Source organism: Microcystis sp. M44BS1, from assembly GCF_020244875.1.
Lineage (GTDB): Bacteria > Cyanobacteriota > Cyanobacteriia > Cyanobacteriales > Microcystaceae > Microcystis > Microcystis panniformis.
The window spans coordinates 15,134-35,408 of sequence record NZ_JADBVM010000165.1 but is presented as its reverse complement, the minus strand read 5'-3'; the positions used below and the strand labels follow the sequence as shown (position 1 = coordinate 35,408).

18 protein-coding genes and 2 pseudogenes are annotated in these 20,275 nt (G+C 38.7%); 8 read left to right on the top strand and 12 right to left on the bottom strand.

What is annotated here, in order from left to right; genetic code table 11:
* Window positions 1-199: Uma2 family endonuclease (locus IM515_RS13420; RefSeq protein ID WP_287628208.1), on the top strand; the 199-nt coding region annotated here is incomplete at its 5' end.
* Between the two features lie 14 nt (window positions 200-213).
* Here IM515_RS13420 and IM515_RS13415 read toward each other — a convergent pair.
* From IM515_RS13415 to IM515_RS13400, 4 genes are all read right to left on the bottom strand, one after another.
* Window positions 214-621, bottom strand: a complete 408-nt coding sequence (locus tag IM515_RS13415) for a type II toxin-antitoxin system VapC family toxin (protein ID WP_002801652.1) — start codon at window positions 619-621, stop codon at window positions 214-216.
* Window positions 622-635: 14 nt separating this feature from the next.
* A complete protein-coding gene (locus tag IM515_RS13410; protein WP_002756604.1) occupies window positions 636-869 on the bottom strand; it encodes a hypothetical protein in 234 nt (77 codons plus the stop codon).
* Window positions 870-948: 79 nt separating this feature from the next.
* Window positions 949-1,170 carry a hypothetical protein gene (locus tag IM515_RS13405; RefSeq protein ID WP_235194908.1) on the bottom strand — a complete coding sequence of 74 codons (222 nt, stop codon included), beginning with the start codon at window positions 1,168-1,170 and terminating at the stop codon, window positions 949-951.
* A gap of 712 nt (window positions 1,171-1,882) precedes the next feature.
* Window positions 1,883-3,322: a hypothetical protein gene (locus tag IM515_RS13400; protein WP_287628206.1), complete on the bottom strand. Its 1,440-nt coding sequence runs from the start codon at window positions 3,320-3,322 to the stop codon at window positions 1,883-1,885.
* Window positions 3,323-3,486: 164 nt separating this feature from the next.
* Between IM515_RS13400 and IM515_RS13395 the strand changes: the two genes are divergently transcribed.
* From IM515_RS13395 to IM515_RS13380, 4 genes are read left to right on the top strand one after another with little or no spacing between them, the layout of a single operon-like run.
* Window positions 3,487-3,975 (top strand): hypothetical protein, encoded by a 489-nt coding sequence (locus IM515_RS13395; protein ID WP_287628205.1) that lies wholly within the window; start codon window positions 3,487-3,489, stop codon window positions 3,973-3,975.
* Window positions 3,976-4,003: 28 nt separating this feature from the next.
* Window positions 4,004-5,470 carry a hypothetical protein gene (locus IM515_RS13390; protein WP_287628204.1) on the top strand — a complete coding sequence of 489 codons (1,467 nt, stop codon included), beginning with the start codon at window positions 4,004-4,006 and terminating at the stop codon, window positions 5,468-5,470.
* Window positions 5,471-5,494: 24 nt separating this feature from the next.
* Entirely contained in the window at window positions 5,495-8,746 is a 3,252-nt protein-coding gene (locus IM515_RS13385) for a cell division protein FtsA (RefSeq protein ID WP_287628202.1), read from the top strand.
* A gap of 13 nt (window positions 8,747-8,759) precedes the next feature.
* The gene (locus IM515_RS13380; RefSeq protein WP_287628199.1) at window positions 8,760-10,841 is read left to right on the top strand and encodes an AAA family ATPase; all 2,082 of its coding nucleotides are present in this window, start codon (window positions 8,760-8,762) and stop codon (window positions 10,839-10,841) included.
* A gap of 97 nt (window positions 10,842-10,938) precedes the next feature.
* Here IM515_RS13380 and IM515_RS25915 read toward each other — a convergent pair.
* From IM515_RS25915 to yhdJ, 8 genes and pseudogenes are all read right to left on the bottom strand, one after another.
* Window positions 10,939-11,172 (bottom strand): annotated as a pseudogene (locus IM515_RS25915) (VWA domain-containing protein); the annotation flags it as partial.
* 37 nt (window positions 11,173-11,209) lie between these two features.
* Window positions 11,210-12,418, bottom strand: coding sequence for an RNA-guided endonuclease InsQ/TnpB family protein (locus IM515_RS13375; RefSeq protein ID WP_110544051.1), 1,209 nt, complete (start codon window positions 12,416-12,418; stop codon window positions 11,210-11,212).
* Window positions 12,419-12,592: 174 nt separating this feature from the next.
* Window positions 12,593-12,802: pseudogene (locus IM515_RS13370) on the bottom strand (VWA domain-containing protein); the annotation flags it as partial.
* Between the two features lie 351 nt (window positions 12,803-13,153).
* Window positions 13,154-14,185 (bottom strand): GntR family transcriptional regulator, encoded by a 1,032-nt coding sequence (locus IM515_RS13365; RefSeq protein WP_287628198.1) that lies wholly within the window; start codon window positions 14,183-14,185, stop codon window positions 13,154-13,156.
* A gap of 404 nt (window positions 14,186-14,589) precedes the next feature.
* The gene (locus IM515_RS13360; RefSeq protein WP_002764876.1) at window positions 14,590-15,300 is read right to left on the bottom strand and encodes a lysophospholipid acyltransferase family protein; all 711 of its coding nucleotides are present in this window, start codon (window positions 15,298-15,300) and stop codon (window positions 14,590-14,592) included.
* A gap of 111 nt (window positions 15,301-15,411) precedes the next feature.
* Window positions 15,412-17,046 (bottom strand): peptide chain release factor 3, encoded by a 1,635-nt coding sequence (gene prfC, locus IM515_RS13355; RefSeq protein WP_271956401.1) that lies wholly within the window; start codon window positions 17,044-17,046, stop codon window positions 15,412-15,414.
* 59 nt (window positions 17,047-17,105) lie between these two features.
* Window positions 17,106-18,224 carry a restriction endonuclease gene (locus IM515_RS13350; RefSeq protein WP_287628194.1) on the bottom strand — a complete coding sequence of 373 codons (1,119 nt, stop codon included), beginning with the start codon at window positions 18,222-18,224 and terminating at the stop codon, window positions 17,106-17,108.
* Window positions 18,205-19,092, bottom strand: a complete 888-nt coding sequence (gene yhdJ / locus IM515_RS13345) for an adenine-specific DNA-methyltransferase (protein ID WP_287628193.1) — start codon at window positions 19,090-19,092, stop codon at window positions 18,205-18,207. The genes IM515_RS13350 and yhdJ overlap by 20 nt, the downstream gene beginning before the upstream one ends.
* Window positions 19,093-19,433: 341 nt before the next feature.
* Between yhdJ and IM515_RS13340 the strand changes: the two genes are divergently transcribed.
* The 3 genes from IM515_RS13340 to IM515_RS13330 all read left to right on the top strand — a co-directional run bounded on the left by IM515_RS13340 (window position 19,434) and on the right by IM515_RS13330 (window position 20,272).
* The gene (locus IM515_RS13340) at window positions 19,434-19,673 is read left to right on the top strand and encodes a type II toxin-antitoxin system HicB family antitoxin (RefSeq protein ID WP_002732327.1); all 240 of its coding nucleotides are present in this window, start codon (window positions 19,434-19,436) and stop codon (window positions 19,671-19,673) included.
* A complete protein-coding gene (locus tag IM515_RS13335; RefSeq protein ID WP_002744591.1) occupies window positions 19,670-19,900 on the top strand; it encodes a type II toxin-antitoxin system HicA family toxin in 231 nt (76 codons plus the stop codon). The genes IM515_RS13340 and IM515_RS13335 overlap by 4 nt, the downstream gene beginning before the upstream one ends.
* Before the next feature lie 144 nt (window positions 19,901-20,044).
* On the top strand, window positions 20,045-20,272 hold the full coding sequence (locus IM515_RS13330) for a helix-turn-helix domain-containing protein (RefSeq protein WP_008203587.1): 228 nt from the start codon (window positions 20,045-20,047) through the stop codon (window positions 20,270-20,272).
* Window positions 20,273-20,275 lie beyond the last annotated feature (3 nt).

Sequence of the window (20,275 nt, the reverse complement as noted above, 5' to 3'; positions counted from 1 at the left end):
TAAATTTAATGATTATCAAACTCTAGAAAGTTTAGAGGAATATGTCTTAGTCAATAGTAAACACCAACGAGTGGAAACTTTTCGACGGGGTGAACAGGGTTTATGGATTCTGCAAACCTATCAGCAAGAAAGTTTTAGTTTACAGAGTATTAATATGACGGCATCTTTTCGGGATTTATACGAGGATGTTACCCTATAGGGAATGAAAAATAATTAAGGTACAACCTCAAAAGGTTGATTTCCATACCGTCGGTAAATATAGAAATCGCTATCGAGAGTGAATATTTGTTTTTGATTAAGAACTTCAGCCATGGCTACTAAAGAAGCATCTGCTAAATCCATAGGAACATCTTGATATTGTATCATTAAGGTTTCCATTCTTTTTAGTTCATCTGAATTATGATGGTGTATTACCAGTATTTCATCTACCACATAACCCCATAATTCTTGTTGTGCGAACCAACCACCATATCGACGCAATAAATACATTGCTTCGGTAAAACAAGCGCAAGTCGTGACAAGGGGGGCCGATAGCGAAGATAAAATGTCAACACAACGCTGATGATTTTTATCAGCTTCATTAATTAAGGCAATAAGTGGAGAAGCGTCGCAAAGAGTCATTGATGTAATGCTGATTAGTCTTGAACATCTAAAATATTTGTAAAAACTTCTTCTACTCGCTCAGATAAATCTGATGGCTGAAAATAAACTCGTCCAACTCTTCCTTTTAATTTTTGGTCTAGGGTTTCTGGAGTGGAAGAATTGGAAGATTGATTAGGTAGAATGGTCAATCTCACTCGCTGACCTGCTAATTTAGCACTATGCTGTAAAATTTCTTCCCAAGTCCCCTCTAAAGTGTTTTGTTCCATAGATATTGATTTGAATTTCGTTCTTTCCTCAGTGTAACAAGCAAAAGATAAAAAAACAAATTTCTAGAATTTTTTTGTCTTATTGTTTTCTACCAGGGGGAATAAAACGGATTTCAATTCTGCGTCTGCTTGCATCTGCGTCACGATTAACCGCAGCTAATTTACCTGATGGGAGGTATAACTGTCCTGCGGAAAAAGCTCGAAATTTGACGTTTTTGAGTTTACCTGTGCTTTCGATTTCTTGCACTACTGCTAAAGCGCGCATTAATCCTAAATCAGTGTTAGAACCGGGTACTAGCATTTTAACAGATTGTTTTCTGCTGGCAACCGATTCGATATTTTTATCGAGATTACTTGTCTTTTGTATTCCCTGTCCATCGGTGTGTCCAATTACTTGAATAAAGTCGATTTCTCTGTCTTTGGTAATGGTTTCGATAGCGGGAATAATGCGCTGACGAATATAGGTTTTTAAAGCGGGGTTTAATTCAGCACTTCCCGACTGAAATTTGAATTTTCCTGATTTTTCATCGATAACTATCGGGGTTGCTGTTTGCAGTTTTTGAAGTTTTCGATTTGCTTATTCGAGATACCTAATCAGTAGATATCTCCCAGAGTGATAAACCAATCACAGCTTGCTTTTATGCTGTGTACTAACAAAATAGTGCGACAGCTGAAATGTATGTCTTTCATTGCTAATTTAATTTTATAGAAAAACTATGGGGCAAATAAAATAATTTTTATTTAGCCCAACTCCTTTGCTGGAAACATTTTCAGTCTTAAAATAATATTATGGAGGTGTCTAATGGTCAACTGGCTATTTAATCGCTTACAGTTGAATAAATTGTCTAAATCTCTTCCTTAATTCCTTCTTAGAGGCGATAATGAAGATAAATTCGTTATGTCTGCTTGTCCTATTGAATAAATTTAATCACTTATTTTTGGTGTTCTCTCTTATATTTTTGCATAAATGGGATGCTCTCGATGCTCCCGTGTTTTGATTGATTGACAAACCCCTACTTTTTGTGGATAATAAAGCAAAGACGGCCAAGAGCAACATTTGGCTTATTTTCAATAATTCTAAAAGTCGTATCTCCTAGATTATATAAAAAGGGTTGTAAATTGTAAGTTCTATCTCCTGCAAAAATTTCGTTTTCGCCAAAACTCCAATCTTTCCACCAAGACGGGGCTTGATATGGTCTTGATGAGCCAGAAATTTTTTCGGGAAATACATCAAAAATTAAGCGATAAACGCCAATTCCTTGAGGATTATTGTCAAGATTTATTAAAGCATTAAATTCTAATTGACTATTCGTAGATTGCCAATTCGTTAGTTGAAGGGGAATCAGTGAACTTTGGGGATCTAATTTTTTAAATTCTTCTGTGTTGTTATTAAAGTCACTATCACCATTGAGTTGATAACTAGCAGAATTCCCTAGTGGCAAAGTATAGGGCAGAGGATTATAGTTGAGTCTATATTTTAAAGAAGTCTCTTTTGGACTATCATTGCTCGTTTGACTAGGAATAATAAGTCGTTCTACATTTTGAGGATTCTCCACGTTTTTGATCACTATTCTACCATCATTAATTACTTGTACTCGTCTAATTCCTGATTTCTGAGGATTATCTGATGTCGGGGAAGAAGATGAAGGGGTAGGTTGTTCATTGTCATTAATTTGCAGTAAAGCAGGTTTTTCAAAAATTTGAGTGGAGAAAATAACAAAATTTTCAGCAGGAAAATCAAGTCCTGTATTTTGACTTTCCGATTTGATTTTATCGAAATATTGTTTAACCTGAGAATAGCGACCTAACACTAAGATATAAAAGGGATGATTTGTTTTAACACTGGGATAACGAATATTATCTAATCCGACATCATAAATATCCCCCAAAAATTCACTTTTGACTGCGATAATACCGACGGCGTAGCCATCTTTGAGAAGATAATTATCTTTGAGTTGTGCTACTAAGTCTTCCCATTGAGCTTTTTCTTGATATAAATCTGTGACAATTACATAGAGAGAATTGGGCGGATCAGTCTTTTGGGGTGCGATAATTTTATGAGTGGCCGCATCTCTTAATTCAGGTCTTCCCCCACTATAAAACCAGGCAGTTTCAGCTGATTGATGATTGATCGGCTCCTTGAGTCGCTGAGTCCCAAAAACATAAAAGGTAGGAGATGGCGTGACGGGAAAAGCTGTATTTGTCGCACTTCTTAATAATCTTAGGGTTCTAATATAACGACTATTGCGATCGCTGACAAACCCTTTCATAGAGGGCGTACCATCAATTTGAATGATGATTTTTTCTGGTTTGTCAGGATTTGATGATATTTTGGCAGTGACAGTCGGAGTTGATAGCTCAGGGCATGACCAATTTTCAGGCTTAGGACTAGGACAACCGACTAGGACTGTTCCAAGTAAAATTAGAAGGACAGGCAAGACAAGTTTTTTCATGAATGTAAAGAATTGTTGCGAAAAAGTAAAAAAATTATTAAGTAAATTTAATTATTGTGGACAAAAAATTTTTCCCTTGCTAGGATAACATCAAAGCGGCGGGTTTAGATCATTTTATTTATCCCGATTTTTTCTTAGACTCATTAATCCCAGTTATTACAGTAATGAATGAGCAGAATTCGATTCTACCAGAAATTACAGGTCTTGCGGCTGGCATCATTATCGGTGCGATGATAATGGTAATCGGTCGGATGCTATTTGGCAATGGCATCATTCCCACCTATACCAGCAATTGGATACAAAGTAATTATGATCCTGCCGTTCTCGTTGTGGGGGCGTTTTCTAGTGTGTTTGCTGTTATCTGGTATCTAATATCTCTTAAGTGGTGGCGAACGTTTACCGAGAAAGAATTCAGCCAAGCTCGAATTTCTTGGTGGCTGTTGTTTGTCTTGCCCTTTTTGAGTTTCATTATTTCTTTGTTTATCTGGGGAAAGGATGGTAACAATAATCTAGAAACCAAAGCTTTGGTTTTTTTTAGCTTGATTTTACTATTAGGAATGTGTTCCAGTTACTGGCTATCTACCGCCCTTAGTACCCCTCCAAATATGCGTCGTGTTGTTCCCCTAGTTGGTTGGTTTCCTCGTTTTCGTTAGAAATTAGTTTAGAGGTTATTAAAACGTTATGTCAGTTTACGTTATTGCCATTGGTGGAACAGGGATAAAAATTGTTGAAGCCGTATGTCATCTAGCAGCAGCGGGTATTTACACTCAAGGTGAGCGTATTCCAAAAATAGAAATTCTCTTTGTTGATCCCGACAAGGGTAATGGCAATCTTAAAGAGGCCGATGGTGCGATTGCGACCTACCAAAATTGTACTAAAAATATCGATCAAGGAATTAATCCCACTCTTAATTGGTGGATGCAGACAAAACTCGAATTTTTAGGGTTGTGGACTCCCTTTCAAAAAGCAGATGAATTTCGTTTGAGAGATGTCTTTAAATACGATAACTACAATGGAAACAGGGAAGTTATTCGTCATTTATTCGATGTTCTTTACACTGAAAAAGAGCGAGATGTCTTGTTAAAAGATGGGTTTCTAGGCCGACCCGCTATTGGTTCAGCGATTATGACTCAACTTCGGCAAAATGTGGCCACTAATGAGAGTTGGAAGGAATTGATCGGCAAGATTGATAGCGATCTTAAAACAGAAGCAAATAACCCTCCGCAAGTTTTTCTTTGTGGCTCAATTTTTGGGGGAACAGGTGCATCGGGATTTCCTACATTGGGTCGTCTAATTGCTAAAGAATTGGATAATCCAGAGACAGGAAATCTCCTCAGAAAAGTAAAATTGGGTGGCTTATTAATGTTGCCTTATTTTCGCTTTCCCTCTAAGGAAGATAAAGAAGCAGTTTTTGCTCGTTCTGAGGAATTTATTCTGAAAACAGAGGCCGCCCTAAGATATTATGGGACACAAGATTTGAAGTTTGATACTATTTATCTGTTGGGAATGCCTACCATGACTAATGTAGAGAAGTTTAGTAAAGGGGGAAGTGACCAGAGAAATGATCCTCACGTTTTGGAATTATATGCAGGTTTAGCCCTAAGAGATTTTATTTTTACCTCAAAACCTAATGAAAGACAGGTTATTTTGCTGAGTCGTAACAAAGATAATGAGATCAGTTGGGAGGATGTACCTGATAAGGATGAAGTTCGTCGAAAGTTAACTAATGCCGTCCGATTTGCCTATATTTGGTTATCGAGAATTGTTCCAGGATTAGAACACGCTAAAACCAAATTAGGTGAGGTTCACTTTGCACGTGAATTTTATGATCAGGAAAGCATTAAAAAATCGGGCGAATGGGATCGAATTAATGAGATTAAAGTCTGGTGTGAAGCTTATCTCAAATGGCTGGGAATTCTTCATGCTAATGGTATCGGTTTAAGATGGTTTAATGTTACAGCTTTTTACAATCAAGGCAATTTGATCATAGACCGTTCCAACTTTCCCGACCTAGTAGAGAAAGGTCTGGATAAAGAAATTAACATTCGTATTAAAGATTTAAGCAAGAAGGACTTACAAGGAATTGACAACGGGACAACGGGACTGGCTAAAGCTCTGTATAAGGTTTTATCGGAAAAAAGTATTTAAAAGCATTAAGAGGAGATGGATTCAATGAGTAGCTCTTTTTTACCCCCCTTGAAATCACAAGCGCGTGTCAAACCAGGAGAAGCGGGAAAATGGCAACCCCAAGCAGGAATCGCTTATACAGAGGTTGCAGATAGTTTAACCCGCCCCGAGATTGGGACTAATACTCAAAGTATTAGTTCAATTCCCGATATGTGGGCAAGACCGTTACTTGTGGATATGGTGTTACGGGATCAAGAATATCCGCTTCATAGTGCCATTAAAGCCCAATGGAAGGGGATGTTAGCGGCGATCGCCCTAGCAGAGGTGAAACGGCTTAAACTACAAGCCCAGCTACTAGATTTAGATACGCTCCAAGCTGATGCTTTGATCAAAGCATTAATCGCTCTATCACCTTCCAGTCAAAGAACGGTTTATCAGTCAACGGAAAGAAGTAGGGGGGAAAATCGTAACCCTTGGCACAAAATCTATGTTTTTCTGCTGAATGGACAGTCTGTGGGCATGACTTCTCCCGCAACGTTAGTCTGTCCTGCCGAAGAGGGGAACTGGGAAGGTATTCCTTGGTATGCAGATGGACGCTTACATTCCCCCTTGGACTCCAGTGAATATTTAACAGAAGATGACAAAATTCAATTATGGTTGTGGTTAGATAACTTAAAAACTCAGCTTGACAGTCAAAGGGGGGTAGATTCTGCCAAACTTAAAGAACTTTTGAATGAATATAAAAATGAACTGGCACAGGAGCTAACGATTGATCCTAGAGGGCAAACTTTTAGACCTAGTAGAAATGTTGCCTATTTTGGAGTACCGCTTACTTTAGGGGATTTAGATGCTCTCAATATTCCAATTCAAGCGAAAAGAAATCCTTCCAGTGTGAGTATTTTAGCTTTAGGGAAGTCAATGAATGAAGAGGTTATTTTCATTCCAGACCTTGAGCAATTGAAAAAACAATGGCCAACCAAACAATCTGTTGATATTTGGATCTATGATACGGTCAGTGCCGCTATTTTTGATAAAGCCGAGTTTACCAAACAATATAAAGGAAAAGTCAAGTTTCTCACAGAAGATGACATCTTTACAAAAACCTTTTTCTATTTGGAAGGAGAGGGAAACTTACCAGGGGCATTACTCCCTGAAGACACAAGGGAGATCACTTATACGGTTGATGAACAAGAACGTCATTTAACCCCTTTATTACCGCTAGAATCTGAAGTGCTTAATTATTTTAGCTCAGAAGAACTCATTAAGCGTCTTGCTTTTAATCCGACGACCATTGGCAACCAATCAGCCGTCAGAGTATCTTTAACTTTACCCTTATCTGGGAGAGACTTTACCATTCACAGAGAGTATCCTATTGAAGTTAACAATGCAATTACAGCGAAACCATTCTTAGAAATTTGGCCGAATTTTAAAGCCCCGAACTGGAAAGCGTATTATGCGCTATATTTCGACAACCGCACCGAAGCGACTAAACAAAATAAAATCTTTCGAGCCGTTTTTCCTGAAGCAAGAGAAATTCATCCCCTTGATCTTAAAGACTGCCAAATTACTCGTTTAGATAGTTTTCCCGATTATGTTCTTTGTCAGGATGAAACAGGGATTTCTCAAGGGTTAATTTTGTTGAAAACACCTCCTAAAGTGGGGGATCAAAATCCCAATAAAACATGGACAGTGGGCGTTGATTTTGGTACATCTTTCACCAATGTCTATTATCACATTAATAATGTGCGCGAAGGTGTCACCTTAACGCCGCTGCATCTTCAAATCACTCAAGCTACTCAGATTGAGCGTTTCAGCATTTTGTATGACTACTTCATGTCGGGTGAAGCTGAAAAATTTCCCCTTTCATCCGTTCTGACCATTAGAGGGGGTAAAGAAGAGGAAAGACCTGTACTAGATGGACGGTTCTATATTCTGGAAGATGTCAGAGCGTTTGACCCCACTCAAGATGATATTAAAACCGATCTTAAATGGCACCCTCAGAATATTGCCTATACTCGCACCTTTCTAAAGCATTTAGCTCTTTTAATTACGGCTGAAGCGGCGAAAAATCATGTCAAAAAGATCAACTGGTCTATTTCCTATCCCTCGGCCTTTTCTCGCAGTGACAAAAATCTCTATAAAGTGACGTGGCAACGAATTATCGAGGATTTAGGCAAAACGACGGGAATTGACCATAAATGGTTAGACAGAGGCAACCCCTATCGTGCAGAAAGTTTAGCATTAGCCCATTATTTTGCCGATGAAGAAGGAAAAGACCTCCTTTATACCACCTGCATTGATATGGGAGGGGGAACGTCCGATATTTCTATCTGGGTTGGTAATCGTTTGATTCATCAATGTTCGGTACAGATAGCAGGAAGACTCCTCTTTTCCCAATTTTGGAAAAACCGACCTGATTTTCTTAATCAGCAATTTAATACAGATTTAAGTGATTTAAGCAGTAGTTTGCGGGATGAACCCTTTTTCGTGAAACTTGATGGCTTATTGGCGGCCGAAGGAAGCAAGTGGTTAGAACGCAATCGAACGCTGATGGACGACGATACTGATCTGCAAACGATTGTACAACTTTCTACACTAGGGATTTCAGGTTTGTATTACTATATCGGTCTTGTATTGCGTGCTTTAGACATTGAGGAAAAATACACTCGTAAGCTGAATACGCCAGTCTATATTGGGGGAAATGGCTCTCGGATTCTTAATTGGTTGGATTTAAGTGGAAGATTTAGTCCAGATTGTGAAACTTCTCTTCTTTTTAGCCGATTGCTCAGTAAAGCATCAGGATTTGAGAACAAAAAAGAACCCACTGTCCTCAGTTCTAAACCGAAAGCAGAAGTCGCTTGTGGCTTAGTTTTAGATCAAAATGTGACTCGTTTAACGGGATTACAAGATGATGATGAAGTGATTTTCGCAGGAGAAGATTGTGAGGTGAATGGGGTGGCTTTTGGCTGGCAAGATCGCCTTGATTTAACTCAATTTCAAAAAATTGAAAGCTTTAAGCTGGTTGGATCAGATGATGAGGAGGTAGGATTAGCCAATCTTCAGAAATTTCTAGAGGATTTTCAACAAGCTTTTAAGGAGTTAAAAATCACCAGTATTAAACCGCTCAGACAGTATGACGATGAGCAATGGCGCAATAGTCTCTGGACAAAGGTTAAGCGTTCGGTAGAATCCAATTTAACGAATTTAGAAGGTCGTAACTCAGAGGATGTCAGGGTTGAACCTCCCTTTATCTTAGGGTTAAAAGCCTTATTAAAAGAATTAAATAGCAGACTATAGGAGGAAAGGAACGATGAGGGTTAGAAAAACATTTCTGATACTTTATTTAGCAACGGGATTATCTGCGGGGTTGTTAAGTGGTTGTAATCTTTCTGGGCATCAAGCACAACACTCTTCTTCTTCATCAGCGACAGGAAGTTCAATGGGGCAATCAACAACAGTTGCAGACGATCAACAGACTGCCGCTATTAACAATTTAAAGGCACTGCGAGAAAAACGCGAGGCTCTGAATACTTTTGTTGCAAATATTCAAGTTACAGAAAATGAAGCAAAAGTAGAAAATCCTGTAGATTATGCTAAAGCAAAAAAAATTGTTGATGAACTTGCTACTGCTTACAAGACATTTAAAGATAGTTTATCTGATGATATTAAAACGAAAATCAGTTTTAATAATATTGATTCAAAGATTGAACCTATCCTAGAAGGAACTTCTCAACAGCGAAAAATTCTAGAAGATTTAGCAAGTAAACAACATAGACAAGCACAAATAAAATTACAGAATTTAGGATTCTATACGCAAACAGTTGATAGCACTGATCCAGGTCAAGATGGCGACAACCAACGAATTGCGACTAAAGAGCTATTAAAGCAAATTCTAAATGTAACCCAACCTCTCGCAACTTTAAAAATTGATAATTCATCAGAGCAACCTACTTTAACTACAGATGATTTAAAAACTCAATTAGAACAACTTAAGAAGGATATTAATCGTAATAATTGGGTATGGCCATTATTCAATACTCTTGCGTTACTTTCTGTTCCCATTAGTTTTATTTTTTTATGGAGCAGAATGACTGGCGTTCTTATCACTTATAAAACTAAGAAACCGACAGATTCATCTGATGAACAGCAAAAAATTTTAGTAGAATTGCCAAAAATCAAAAGCGTAATTGAAGGTTTGCAAGAAAAAGTTTCTTGGCTACAAATTCTACCATTTAATAAAAAACCACTTAGTAGTTCAGAAGTAAAAGAAATAGAAAAAAGCCTAGAAAACGTTAGGAAACAATTCAATGGACTATATGAGAAAATAATTATATCACAATCGATTCTTGTTGAAAGTGATAACGATAAGCAGGAGGAAGATACAAAAGCAGTTTATTTTCAAAATTGGCTAGTGGAACAACTTCAATCTATTAAAAAAGAGATAATCACTGATGTAAAATCAACTTCCCTAGATGAAACTACGCAAAATACACTGAAAGATTTAAGCGATAAAGTTAGTAATATTCAAGCAATAGTTGGTAGTTTAAGTATAGGTAAAGAGGGTGGGAGTATATCTCAACATAAAGAAAAAAATGAGCAATTAGAGATTAAAATTCAAGAATATGAGGATCAAAAAGAACGTCATTTGACAAGAATTAGAGAGCTAACTGACGAACGTAATCAACTATCGCAGAACTTAGCAAAACAACGTCAGCAAATCGAGCAGTTTAGTTCAGGAGAAGTGGAACATTTGCGTAAGGAAAATCAGAGACTTTCTAGTTCTTATCAAAACCTAGAAACACGATTGTACAATGTAAACATTGAAAAAGCACAACTAGAACAACAAGCTACAACTCTAAATAGCCAGGTAAACCAGTTACAGCAAGATAAAAAAGATTTAGAGTTAAAAGTTCAGACAAATGTCCAAGATATCGAAGCACTTAAAGAAGAGATTGAACGACTAAGAAAGCTGCTTAACAAAGAGGCAATTGAGACAGTAGATATTCCCTGGCAATGGCAAAACATAATCAATTCCTATAATCAGTCTCCAGATGCTATCCTTAATATTCATGGGGTGCAAAGACAGGGAGAAGTGGTCGAGGATGAAGATAAAGGAGCAGAAAGACGGAATAATTCTAGTAAGCCTGTGGTTTTGACATCTAATGTGTCCCCTGATGGATTTTATATCGTATTAGTAGGAAACGATTACTTACTCTTTCCGAAACAGCACGCTATTGCCGTTTCTCAAAAGTTTACAGTATCTGCTTTATTTGATGGCTATAAAAGCGGCAACACCAGTAAATTTACCTTAATTTCACCTGCACAAGTTACCCGGGTTAGTGACAGTGGGATGTGGAAACTGAAACACAAAGGAAAATTAGAATACAATTAATGTAAGCTAACAAGCTCAAATATTTTAGATAACTTCCCGTATTTATCAATAATAAAGCGACGAATTCTCATTAACACATCTCGACCAGTACCACCTAATCCGAAATCCAAACTAACGACTGGGGTTTGATAGCTTGATTGGCAGTTAAACGACACTGATTTAAGCGTGCCAGTCGAGTATAAACGTGCCATTCTGCGCGCTGAATATCGGTATTTTTAGCACTTTGGCTAGATTGCCAGGGAATCGCTTTTAAAACCGCTTCTATATCTTCGTTTCCGCGAATTAAAATCGGTTCTGCAATCGGTTGGACATTATCAGCAAAGGGAACTAATTGACACTCCCATCGCTAAAAGCGAGGGATTCTTGGTTCACTGAGTTTCCTTAGTCTGGCAGGACGTATCCAACCAAACCAGAGGGAATCTCTCCCCAAGCGTATTAGTTTCGGTATGCCCTACCGTACTTAGTCCCTTTTTGAGAATGTTGATAGCGGCGTTAATATCTCTATCTTCTACATAGCCACAATGGGGACAAACATGGGTTCTCGTAGATAGAGATTTAGGTACTTTTTGACCACAATTAGAACAATTTTGACTCGTGTTATGGGGGGCTACTGCTACCGTAGCCTTACCATATTTAAAACCAAAATATTCTAACCATTGCCGAAAAGTTGACCAAGCCACATCATTAATAGATTTAGCTAGTTTAGAGTTTTTTACCATGCCTTGAATATTTAAGTTTTCGTAGGCGATGAAATCGTTAGATTTAATGACGCGCAATGCCTCTTTTTCGACAAAGCCTTTACGTTGCCTACTTACTCTTAAATGCTTTCTAGCATATCTCTTTCTAGCTTTTTGGTAGTTGTTTGACTGAGGTTGACCTTTTCTAAACTTTTTAGACTTCTTCCGATTCAGTCGATTTAATCTTTTTTCTGCCTTGCGATAGTATTGCGGTATTTCTACCGTTTCCCCATCACTATTAGCGTAGAAAACTTTTAAACCTACATCCAATCCCACACATCTTTTTGTTGGTTCTAGGGGTTTAGCATATTCCCGAATATCAACGCTTAGACAGAATTGGACATAGTAACCATCCGCTCGTTTAACAATTCTAACTCGTTTAATTTGGTCTATAGGATAAAAGTTTAGGTCTCTAGTTCCTTTTAGTTTAACCGTCCCAATGTTTTTCTTGTCTGTGAAAGTTATTTTCTTTCTATCCTCCGATAGTTTCCATCCGGAGTTTTTATATTCCACAGAACGATTATTTTTCTGGAATTTAGGATAACCTTTTTTTCCTTTAACCTTTTTCTTACAATTATCATAGAAACGGGCAATAGCTGACCAAGCTCGTTCGGCCGATGCTTGTCTGGCCGTAGAATTTAGAGTATCGACAAACTTGAACTGTTTGGCGAGAACTGCACAATATTTATTGAGAGAATATTTATCGATTGTGTCTTCTCTCTTGGCATCCATCCAAAGCCTTAAAGCCTTATTACGGATGAATTGTACTGTACGAATAGCTTCATCAATGGCAGAACATTGACTTGGTTTGACCACGGCTTTCATTTCTAAGACAATCATTGTTTATCGACCTCAAACAACTTATTTTATGTTAACCTGTATAGCACAAATTGTCAAGATTTTAGTGAACATTGAGCTTTTACATTGAGCCTGTCGAAATGTCGTGCTTTGCTGTTTTATACTGGTCGGGGTTTCATCCCGTCGCTAAAAGCGAGGGTCTTCACCCCGACATTCAAGATAAACGGAATCGTTATTTTTTAAACTATCGCGAATAATTTGACCAAGGCGCGTGCGTCCTTCATCATTAAAGTTAACACTACCGGTAAGATCGATCGCTAGGATAACATCTCGTCCCTGCCAACGAGCCACCAAATCTAATCCCAGTTTTTGCCAATCGGTAAGCGGTTCCCCGGGGGATACCGTTAAACAGTCAGCACTTTTCATCTAACCTCGTCCGAGAGTGAAAAATTGAGCTTATCCCTATCCTTGCCCCATTGTACTAAAAAATTAATACTTCTTAAAAGTTTTTTTTGCTTTTATTCTCGATTTGCCCTAGGTTATTGTCAATAGTAACCATAGAGTAAACTAAATTTTAAAGAACGTAGGTTGGGTTGAAGCATGAAACCCAACGCCAGCATGGGTTACGCTACCGCTAACCCATCCTACAAATAATTGTGCCTCCCTACTTAAATTGCCTGTTGAGATAAGGCAAGAGGTACCCCCCCTGCCCCCCGACATCGGGGGGGTTGGGGAGCAGGGGAGATTCAGAGGTTAAAATAGGTCCTAGCTTATCCTCTAACCACCTAATCCTAATTCTCGTCTGAGCAATTGAATTGATTTATCCCCAATATAATTATCACTACAGATAATTTCTGGCAGACGAATTAAATCCGATCGCACTTCATTAATCAGATTTTTAATTAAAGTATAACTCGCTTGATCACTGATAATTGTCTGGGAAGTTCGGGCTAAAACTTTTAACTTATCCGTTTCATGAATTTGGGCAGACATAACTAATAAATCATCGCCCCGTAAACTATGAATTAAAATTTCGGCCACCTTAATAATACCGGTGCTAATACTGACAATCCCCAAACGGCTATCGGTGGGTAATTTTTTGATTAATGCCAATTCCTTGCTGTAATCGTAGATATCGATGGGAATGACTCGTAGGTGAAAAGGAGCGGCAATTTCCTCCGCTACACTGATAAAATAGCGACTGGTGACAACAGTGGCAGATTTAGTATTGGCTAAAACTTGGGCTAAATCCTCCATTGCCACTAATTGGACGGGAATTTTGAGGGATTGCTCTAATTCTCTCAACATTAGTTCCCCTGCACCCAAATCGTGACGGGGAATGGTGACAAGAACTTGAGAACTACACTGCGATCGCCAATCGATTTCCGCCAGTAATAACTCGCGAATTTGCTCTAGAGTTAAACCTTGAGCGAGAAAACTGGCTAAACTCTGGCTAATTAGTCGGCCTATTTCTGGATTTTGTTCCAATAGGGGCGAACCCAATAAATTATCGTTTTCATGTCCGCGAGCCTTGACATAAATCCCCGAACCTGCTATGGATTCCACTAACCCATCATCTTCCAGTTGTTGATAAATTTTACTTATCGTATTACGGTGTAATCCCGTGATCATAGCTAGTTGACGGGTACTAGGTAAACGATGGCCCGGTGGATACTGACGAGAGGCGATAGCGAAGCGAATTTGGTCAAATAATTGCTTAGAGGCGGGGATTTCACTGTCTGGCTGGATTTGGAACTGCATCGGATCACTTCGCTCACAAACTACTTTCGCTGATGCCCATTCTATCATTAGACCCCCTGCAACAATCGGACATCTTCACCGATCTGAGGGGTTTCCGAGGCAGTATTCAGGAGCTAGAACCAGCAAAAACCAAGATGTTATACTAAATCCGTTGAGTAACGCACAGAAAACGGGTTTCTCCGAGAAACCCGTTTTCTCCTCATGCACTAATAACCAGATTTAAGTAGGTAGGCACAATTATTTGTAGGATGGGTTAGCGGTAGCGTAACATAATCGGGCGTTGGGTTTCATGCTTCAACCCAACCTACGTTCATTTTATATTTAATTCCACCCACCTACTTAGTATTATTTATTTAAACCAGAAAAGCCACTTTTTTGCTGAAAAATAGTTAAAACAATAATTTTAATCCGTCCCCGAAATCCCACTTGTGCGCTAGATAGTCAACAGTTGATTAAGGGGATTGATCCTCGTGGAGAAGTTTTAAGCGATCGCTCAAGGTTTTGGTTAAGCGGACAGTTTCCCGTTTTAGCGAATTTTGTTGATAATCAAGCACATTAATCCCTTGACCGATATTTACTGTCGCTTCGCTTCCCCATCCGGGGTAAGGCTGATTATAACTAATGCTTACTGGCAAAATCTTGATATCGGCATCGGGTTTCATCGTCTTGACTTCCAACGCAATCCGCGCTACTCCCGGTTTAAGGGGATGAACCACTCGATCGCGACAGATACCCCCTTCCGGAAAAATCGCCACCATTTCCCCCGCGGCCAAAAGTTCGACACTATGGACCAGACTACCCATACCGGGGTGATCGGTGTTGACGGGAAAACCCCCCAAACGTCGGATAAACCAACCTTGCACCCCTTTTATCTCGTTAGCGGAAACCATAAAGCGCAAATCGCGTCTAGTAACTGAGCGCCCCACTGCGTAGGGTAAAATCAAGGCATCCCAACGGGAACGATGGGTAGGTGCCAAGATGACACCTCCCGTTAGGGGAATATTTTCCTGGCCTGTCACCGTTATTTTGCTGAAAAAAGCTGGTAAAACTAGATAATTTCCCAGAAAATAACAAAAGCGAATTAAACAGGGATTAATTCGGGAATTGACAGCAGAACTTTTTCTAATGGTGAGGGACTCGTCAACTATAGTGCTTTGAGACATCCGATTGTTAGGAAAGATCGAGACTTTCTGACCATTTCTACTTTAGAGTAGTTGTCTGGGGGTCGCTATCTTGTCCTGACCAGTTCGGCAATTGTCTTGGGGGATTAATGGTTAGGATTGGGGTTCTACTCCCGATCCTACCGGTGCGATCGAGTTTAATTGCAAAGAGGGATGATCTTCTTTAACTTGCTGTAAATTCCACTCATTTTTGAATAATAAGACGGGACGACCCCAATAATCTTTGACAGTTAGAGTATTAAAGAGTTTACCTGCTTTTTCTAAAGCGGCCCAACCCCCGGCTACCCAACGGGCTAAACTATAGGCTAGGGGTTCGAGGGTAGTTTCGACTCCGTACTCGCTTAAAAGACGGAATTGCACCACTTCAAACTGTAATTGACCGACGGCGGCTAAAATTGGGTCGCGTTTAAATTCATCGATCGAGGATAATATCTGTACGGCCCCTTCTTCCTGTAATTCCGAGACTCCTTTTTGAAACTGTTTGAACTTGGAAGGGTTAGGATTTCTGAGATAGGCGAATAATTCCGGAGAAAAACAGGGAATACCTTCGTATTCGAGCTTTTTACCCATATAAATCGTATCACCGATCGCAAAGACCCCGGGGTTATTCAATCCGATCACATCTCCGGGATAAGCTTCTTCAATAACTGCGCGATCTTGGGCAAAAAGTTTCTGAGGACGGGATAAACGGATAGTTTTACCAGTTCTAGCGTGGTTTACTACCATATCCTTCTCAAATTTCCCCGTACATACCCGCACAAAGGCCACCCGGTCCCGATGTTTGGGATCCATGTTTGCTTGCAGTTTGAAGACAAAACCGGTGAAATCGGGATAGGTAGGATCAAGGACTCCTAGGGAGGAATTGCGTCCTCTGGGTAGTAATCCATAGTCGAGGAAGGATTCTAGGAATAATTTCACCCCAAAATTGGTCATGGCGCTACCAAAAAAGATCGGGGTCATTTCTCCTGCGTGGACTGCTGGCAAATCCAATTCCGCACCCAATTCCGAGAGCAGTTCTATATCCTCTTTTAACTGGTAATACAGGTCTTTTTCGAGATAATCCTCAATTTTGGGGTCGCCAAGCTCGATCACGGTTTCCTGCGCCTCCTGAGAGCCGTGGGAGCGACGTTCAAACAGGTGTATGGTCTGGGTTGCTCGATCGAAAACTCCCCGAAAGCGATCGCCAATTCCGATCGGCCAATTGACGGGATAGGTTTGTAATCCTAATTCTCGCTCGATTTCGTCCAATAAGTCCAGAGGTTCGCGGCCGGGGCGATCCATTTTGTTAACAAAGGTAAAGATGGGTAACTGACGCAGTTTGCACACTTCAAAGAGTTTTCTCGTTTGCGGTTCCAAACCTTTGGCTGCGTCGATTAACATCACCGCATTATCGGCAGCGGCTAGGGTACGATAGGTATCTTCGCTAAAATCTTGGTGGCCGGGAGTATCGAGGAGATTAATCTGAAAATCACGATAATCGAACTGTAAAACCGTGGAAGTAATCGAAATTCCCCGTTGTTTTTCCATTTCCATCCAGTCGGAGGTGGCTTTGCGTTGGTCGCGTCTTGCTTTGACTGCACCCGCTTGATGGATTGCACCCCCGTATAGTAACAGTTTTTCGGTCAGGGTGGTCTTTCCCGCGTCAGGGTGGGAGATAATGGCAAAATTTCGCCGTTTTTCCAAGACAGATTCGCCGGTTTCTAGTTCTTTTTCAATTTCGGTCGTCATTCTAATTTCGATCGCTTTCCTATCTTTCTATTCTAGTTTAAGTGGGGAGTTAGATATCTTTATGGCTCTGATTCTAGGTTAAACTCAATCCGGCTCTGTAAAACCATTTCTGCAATTACCGCTCCCCCTTTACCTTGAGCTAAAACCCGCTCAAAACGGTTGATTAATTCGGGAATATTGATCACTTCCTCTACAGATTCTAGATATCTTTCGACAATTGCCCTGATCTTGTATCTTATCTTGGCTTGCTCCGCAACTTTTTCTAAAATTTCCTCGCAAGTCTGCTCAGTTTTAACCACAAAAGTAATGGGATATTTTTGCACTTTATCAATATCTAAAAAATATTTATCAGCAGCTATCGTTTCCGTAACTTGAAAAAATCGTCCTAGGGGTTTCATGACAAAATCTATCCCCCCGTCATTGGCATTTGTTCGACCAGTTTTATATAAAAGTAAGTATTCAGAATTTAACCGATCAGGCGACCATCCCCAATATATTTTCTGTTCCCCATAATACTCTTTAAGAATTGCATAACTGACAATCTCAAAAACTCTAGCATCAATGTTTGGTCTGAGTAAACTCCGAATAAATTCAATGGCTCTCTGGGGTTCTTGCTGTTGAATATCAATCATCTGTTGACAATAGCTGATAAATTGATTAAATGCTTTTTGTCTTGTTTGCACATAGGCATCAATTATATCTATAATGACCAGGGCAATATTAACTTGATTACCCTCTAGATAAAACTTAATTAAATTCTCATTAATCCAGTATCTATTGGTTTTCACATCTCTAATTATAGGCAGATAAGATAAAGTAGGAAAATACTTTTTAAATTCCTGATTTAATCGATGATTGAGAGCATGATTTTGTAATTTATCGCCAAAAGGAAGCTCCCTTTGCCTGCGAAAAAGTGTCATATACTGAGCGCCTTGATAATCGTCGTATCCATCCTTAAGATGAAACTCATTATTAATATAGTCTTCCACTAAAACATAAATGGCATAATGGTTAGCCAATCCTGCTCGAGATTTAGAACCTCGATTAGCGGCTCTAGTTTTAATGTTCAAATATTGCAATAACTCACTAGCATTTAAAATGCTATTTCCCTGATTGGGAAAGTAATTATCGATAATTTTAATAATTATCTTGGTGAATTCATGCTTGACTATCGACATCGAAAAGACTCTCCTGTACAAAGTTAGATTCTTGTTTATTTTCGCTTTTTCTACTATAGCTTTTTTGAGGAGGTAGTAACTTTTCTCCCTTGTATTCTTGCCATCCGAGAATCCGTCGAAGACCAATTTTTAAATACTCCTCTTGTAATTCTATACTAATAGAAATTCTTCCCAAACGTTTAGCTACAGCTGCAGCTGTAAAAGTTCCGGCAAATGGATCAAGCACAATTCCACTCTTGTTAGTGCTGGCCAAAATAATTCTTTCTAGCAATGATTCAGGTTTTTGTGAGGGATGATTTTCGTATTCATCCATGCGATATCTTACCCTAGGGAAATACCAGACATTGCCCGGTACTTTCTCTGTATTGTATTGACTGGGAATCGCTTTTCTATAATCAATTAGTTTTCGTTTTGCTCCAGTTTTTGCTTCTATCTTAATATCCTTTGAATTAAAAGTGTAATTATTTTTATCTTTCACACAGTGAAGTATTGGTTCATACATCGAACCAAAGTATTTTGTTGCTTGTACTCCTGAACTATCATAATGCCAGATAATACGACTAAGAATCGTCATTTTTTGTCTTAAGTAAAGATCGAAGTAAGGCATTGCTTGAGTGCTGGCCATAACATATAATGTTCCCTGGGGTTTCAAGATGCGAAGGCAATGATCAAGAATTTGATTTGCCCAATTTATATAATCATTTTCCGATTCCCATTTGTCGTAAAAATCGGCAAAATGCTTACCTATATTATAGGGAGGATCGAGAAAAATTAGATCTACGGAATTAGAGGCAATCTCACTGGATAAAATCGGCAAAGAATCACCGTGAAATATAACTTGTTCATCAGCTTCGTATCGTTTAAACATGATCATTTTTTTAATTTAAAGTAGTTGGATTTTTACTAGCTATTAGCGTTCAGCACCTAGAGAATTTTTCAGATATCAGAACATCCACTTTTAGTTCTTTATTTTTCAATTAAGCTGAGGGCTTCAAGATCAATCCTATAAGATTTGTTGGGAAAATTTATATTTGTCAACAAAATTACAAAGTATTGTAAATATTGTTAAAAAATGTATCGAATGTCAACTATTGGTCAAATAATTTTGACATAATTGGGGTGGAGGGGTTGACAGGTAAAATTTTTGTGTTTTATCCAGCATTTCTTAAGTGTAACTAGGATAGTTTAAAATCCACAACTGATAGTGTTATGAGTGATAATACCAAACAAATTTATAACTACACCGTTATTCTCGAAAAAGAGTCAGACGGTGGTTATCACGCTTTTTGTCCTGCGCTTAAAGGTTGTCATTCTCAAGGAGACACTTTTGAAGAAACGATTGTCAATATTACAGAAGCTATGGAATTGTACCTCGAAAGTTTGATAGCTGATCATCAACCCATTCCCAAAGAAGATTTGATTTTTAAGCCTTTAAATATTTTAATATGAGTCAGTATCCCGCAGTTAAAGTCAAGGAGTTTATTAAAGTTATTGAAAAATTGGGCTTTTATTTGGATCGTCAAAAAGGTAGCCATGCTATTTACAAAAATAGTGGTGGATGTAGGGTTGTGATCCCTATTCATTCAGGAAAAGATATTAAGCAAGGTACTCTCATGGGTATGATTCAAGATATTGGTCTTGATAAAGAAACATTTTTCGAGTTGTTACGAAAATAAGAGTTAAAAGATAGTCGAAGCGATAGCAGCAATTGTACTTTCAGAGGAACGAACCAATGTTTTAGACAAAATGTAAATTATAATCTGCAAAATGTGAATTATAATCTGTAGAAATGTCTCATACACTTTCTTGATAATTGATCTGTGGCACAAAAAGAATCCTTAGATATCAAACATCGTTTTGGTAAAGCTATCAGAAGACGCAGAAGAGAACTTGACTTATCTCAAGAAATCTTAGCTGAAAAAGCGGAACTGCACCGAACTTATATTTCCAGTATTGAACTTGGTAAGTGTAATGTATCTTTAGAAAATATCGAAAAGTTAGCCAAAGCACTTGATATATCTATTGCTGATCTTTTTGCTGATCTATAAATT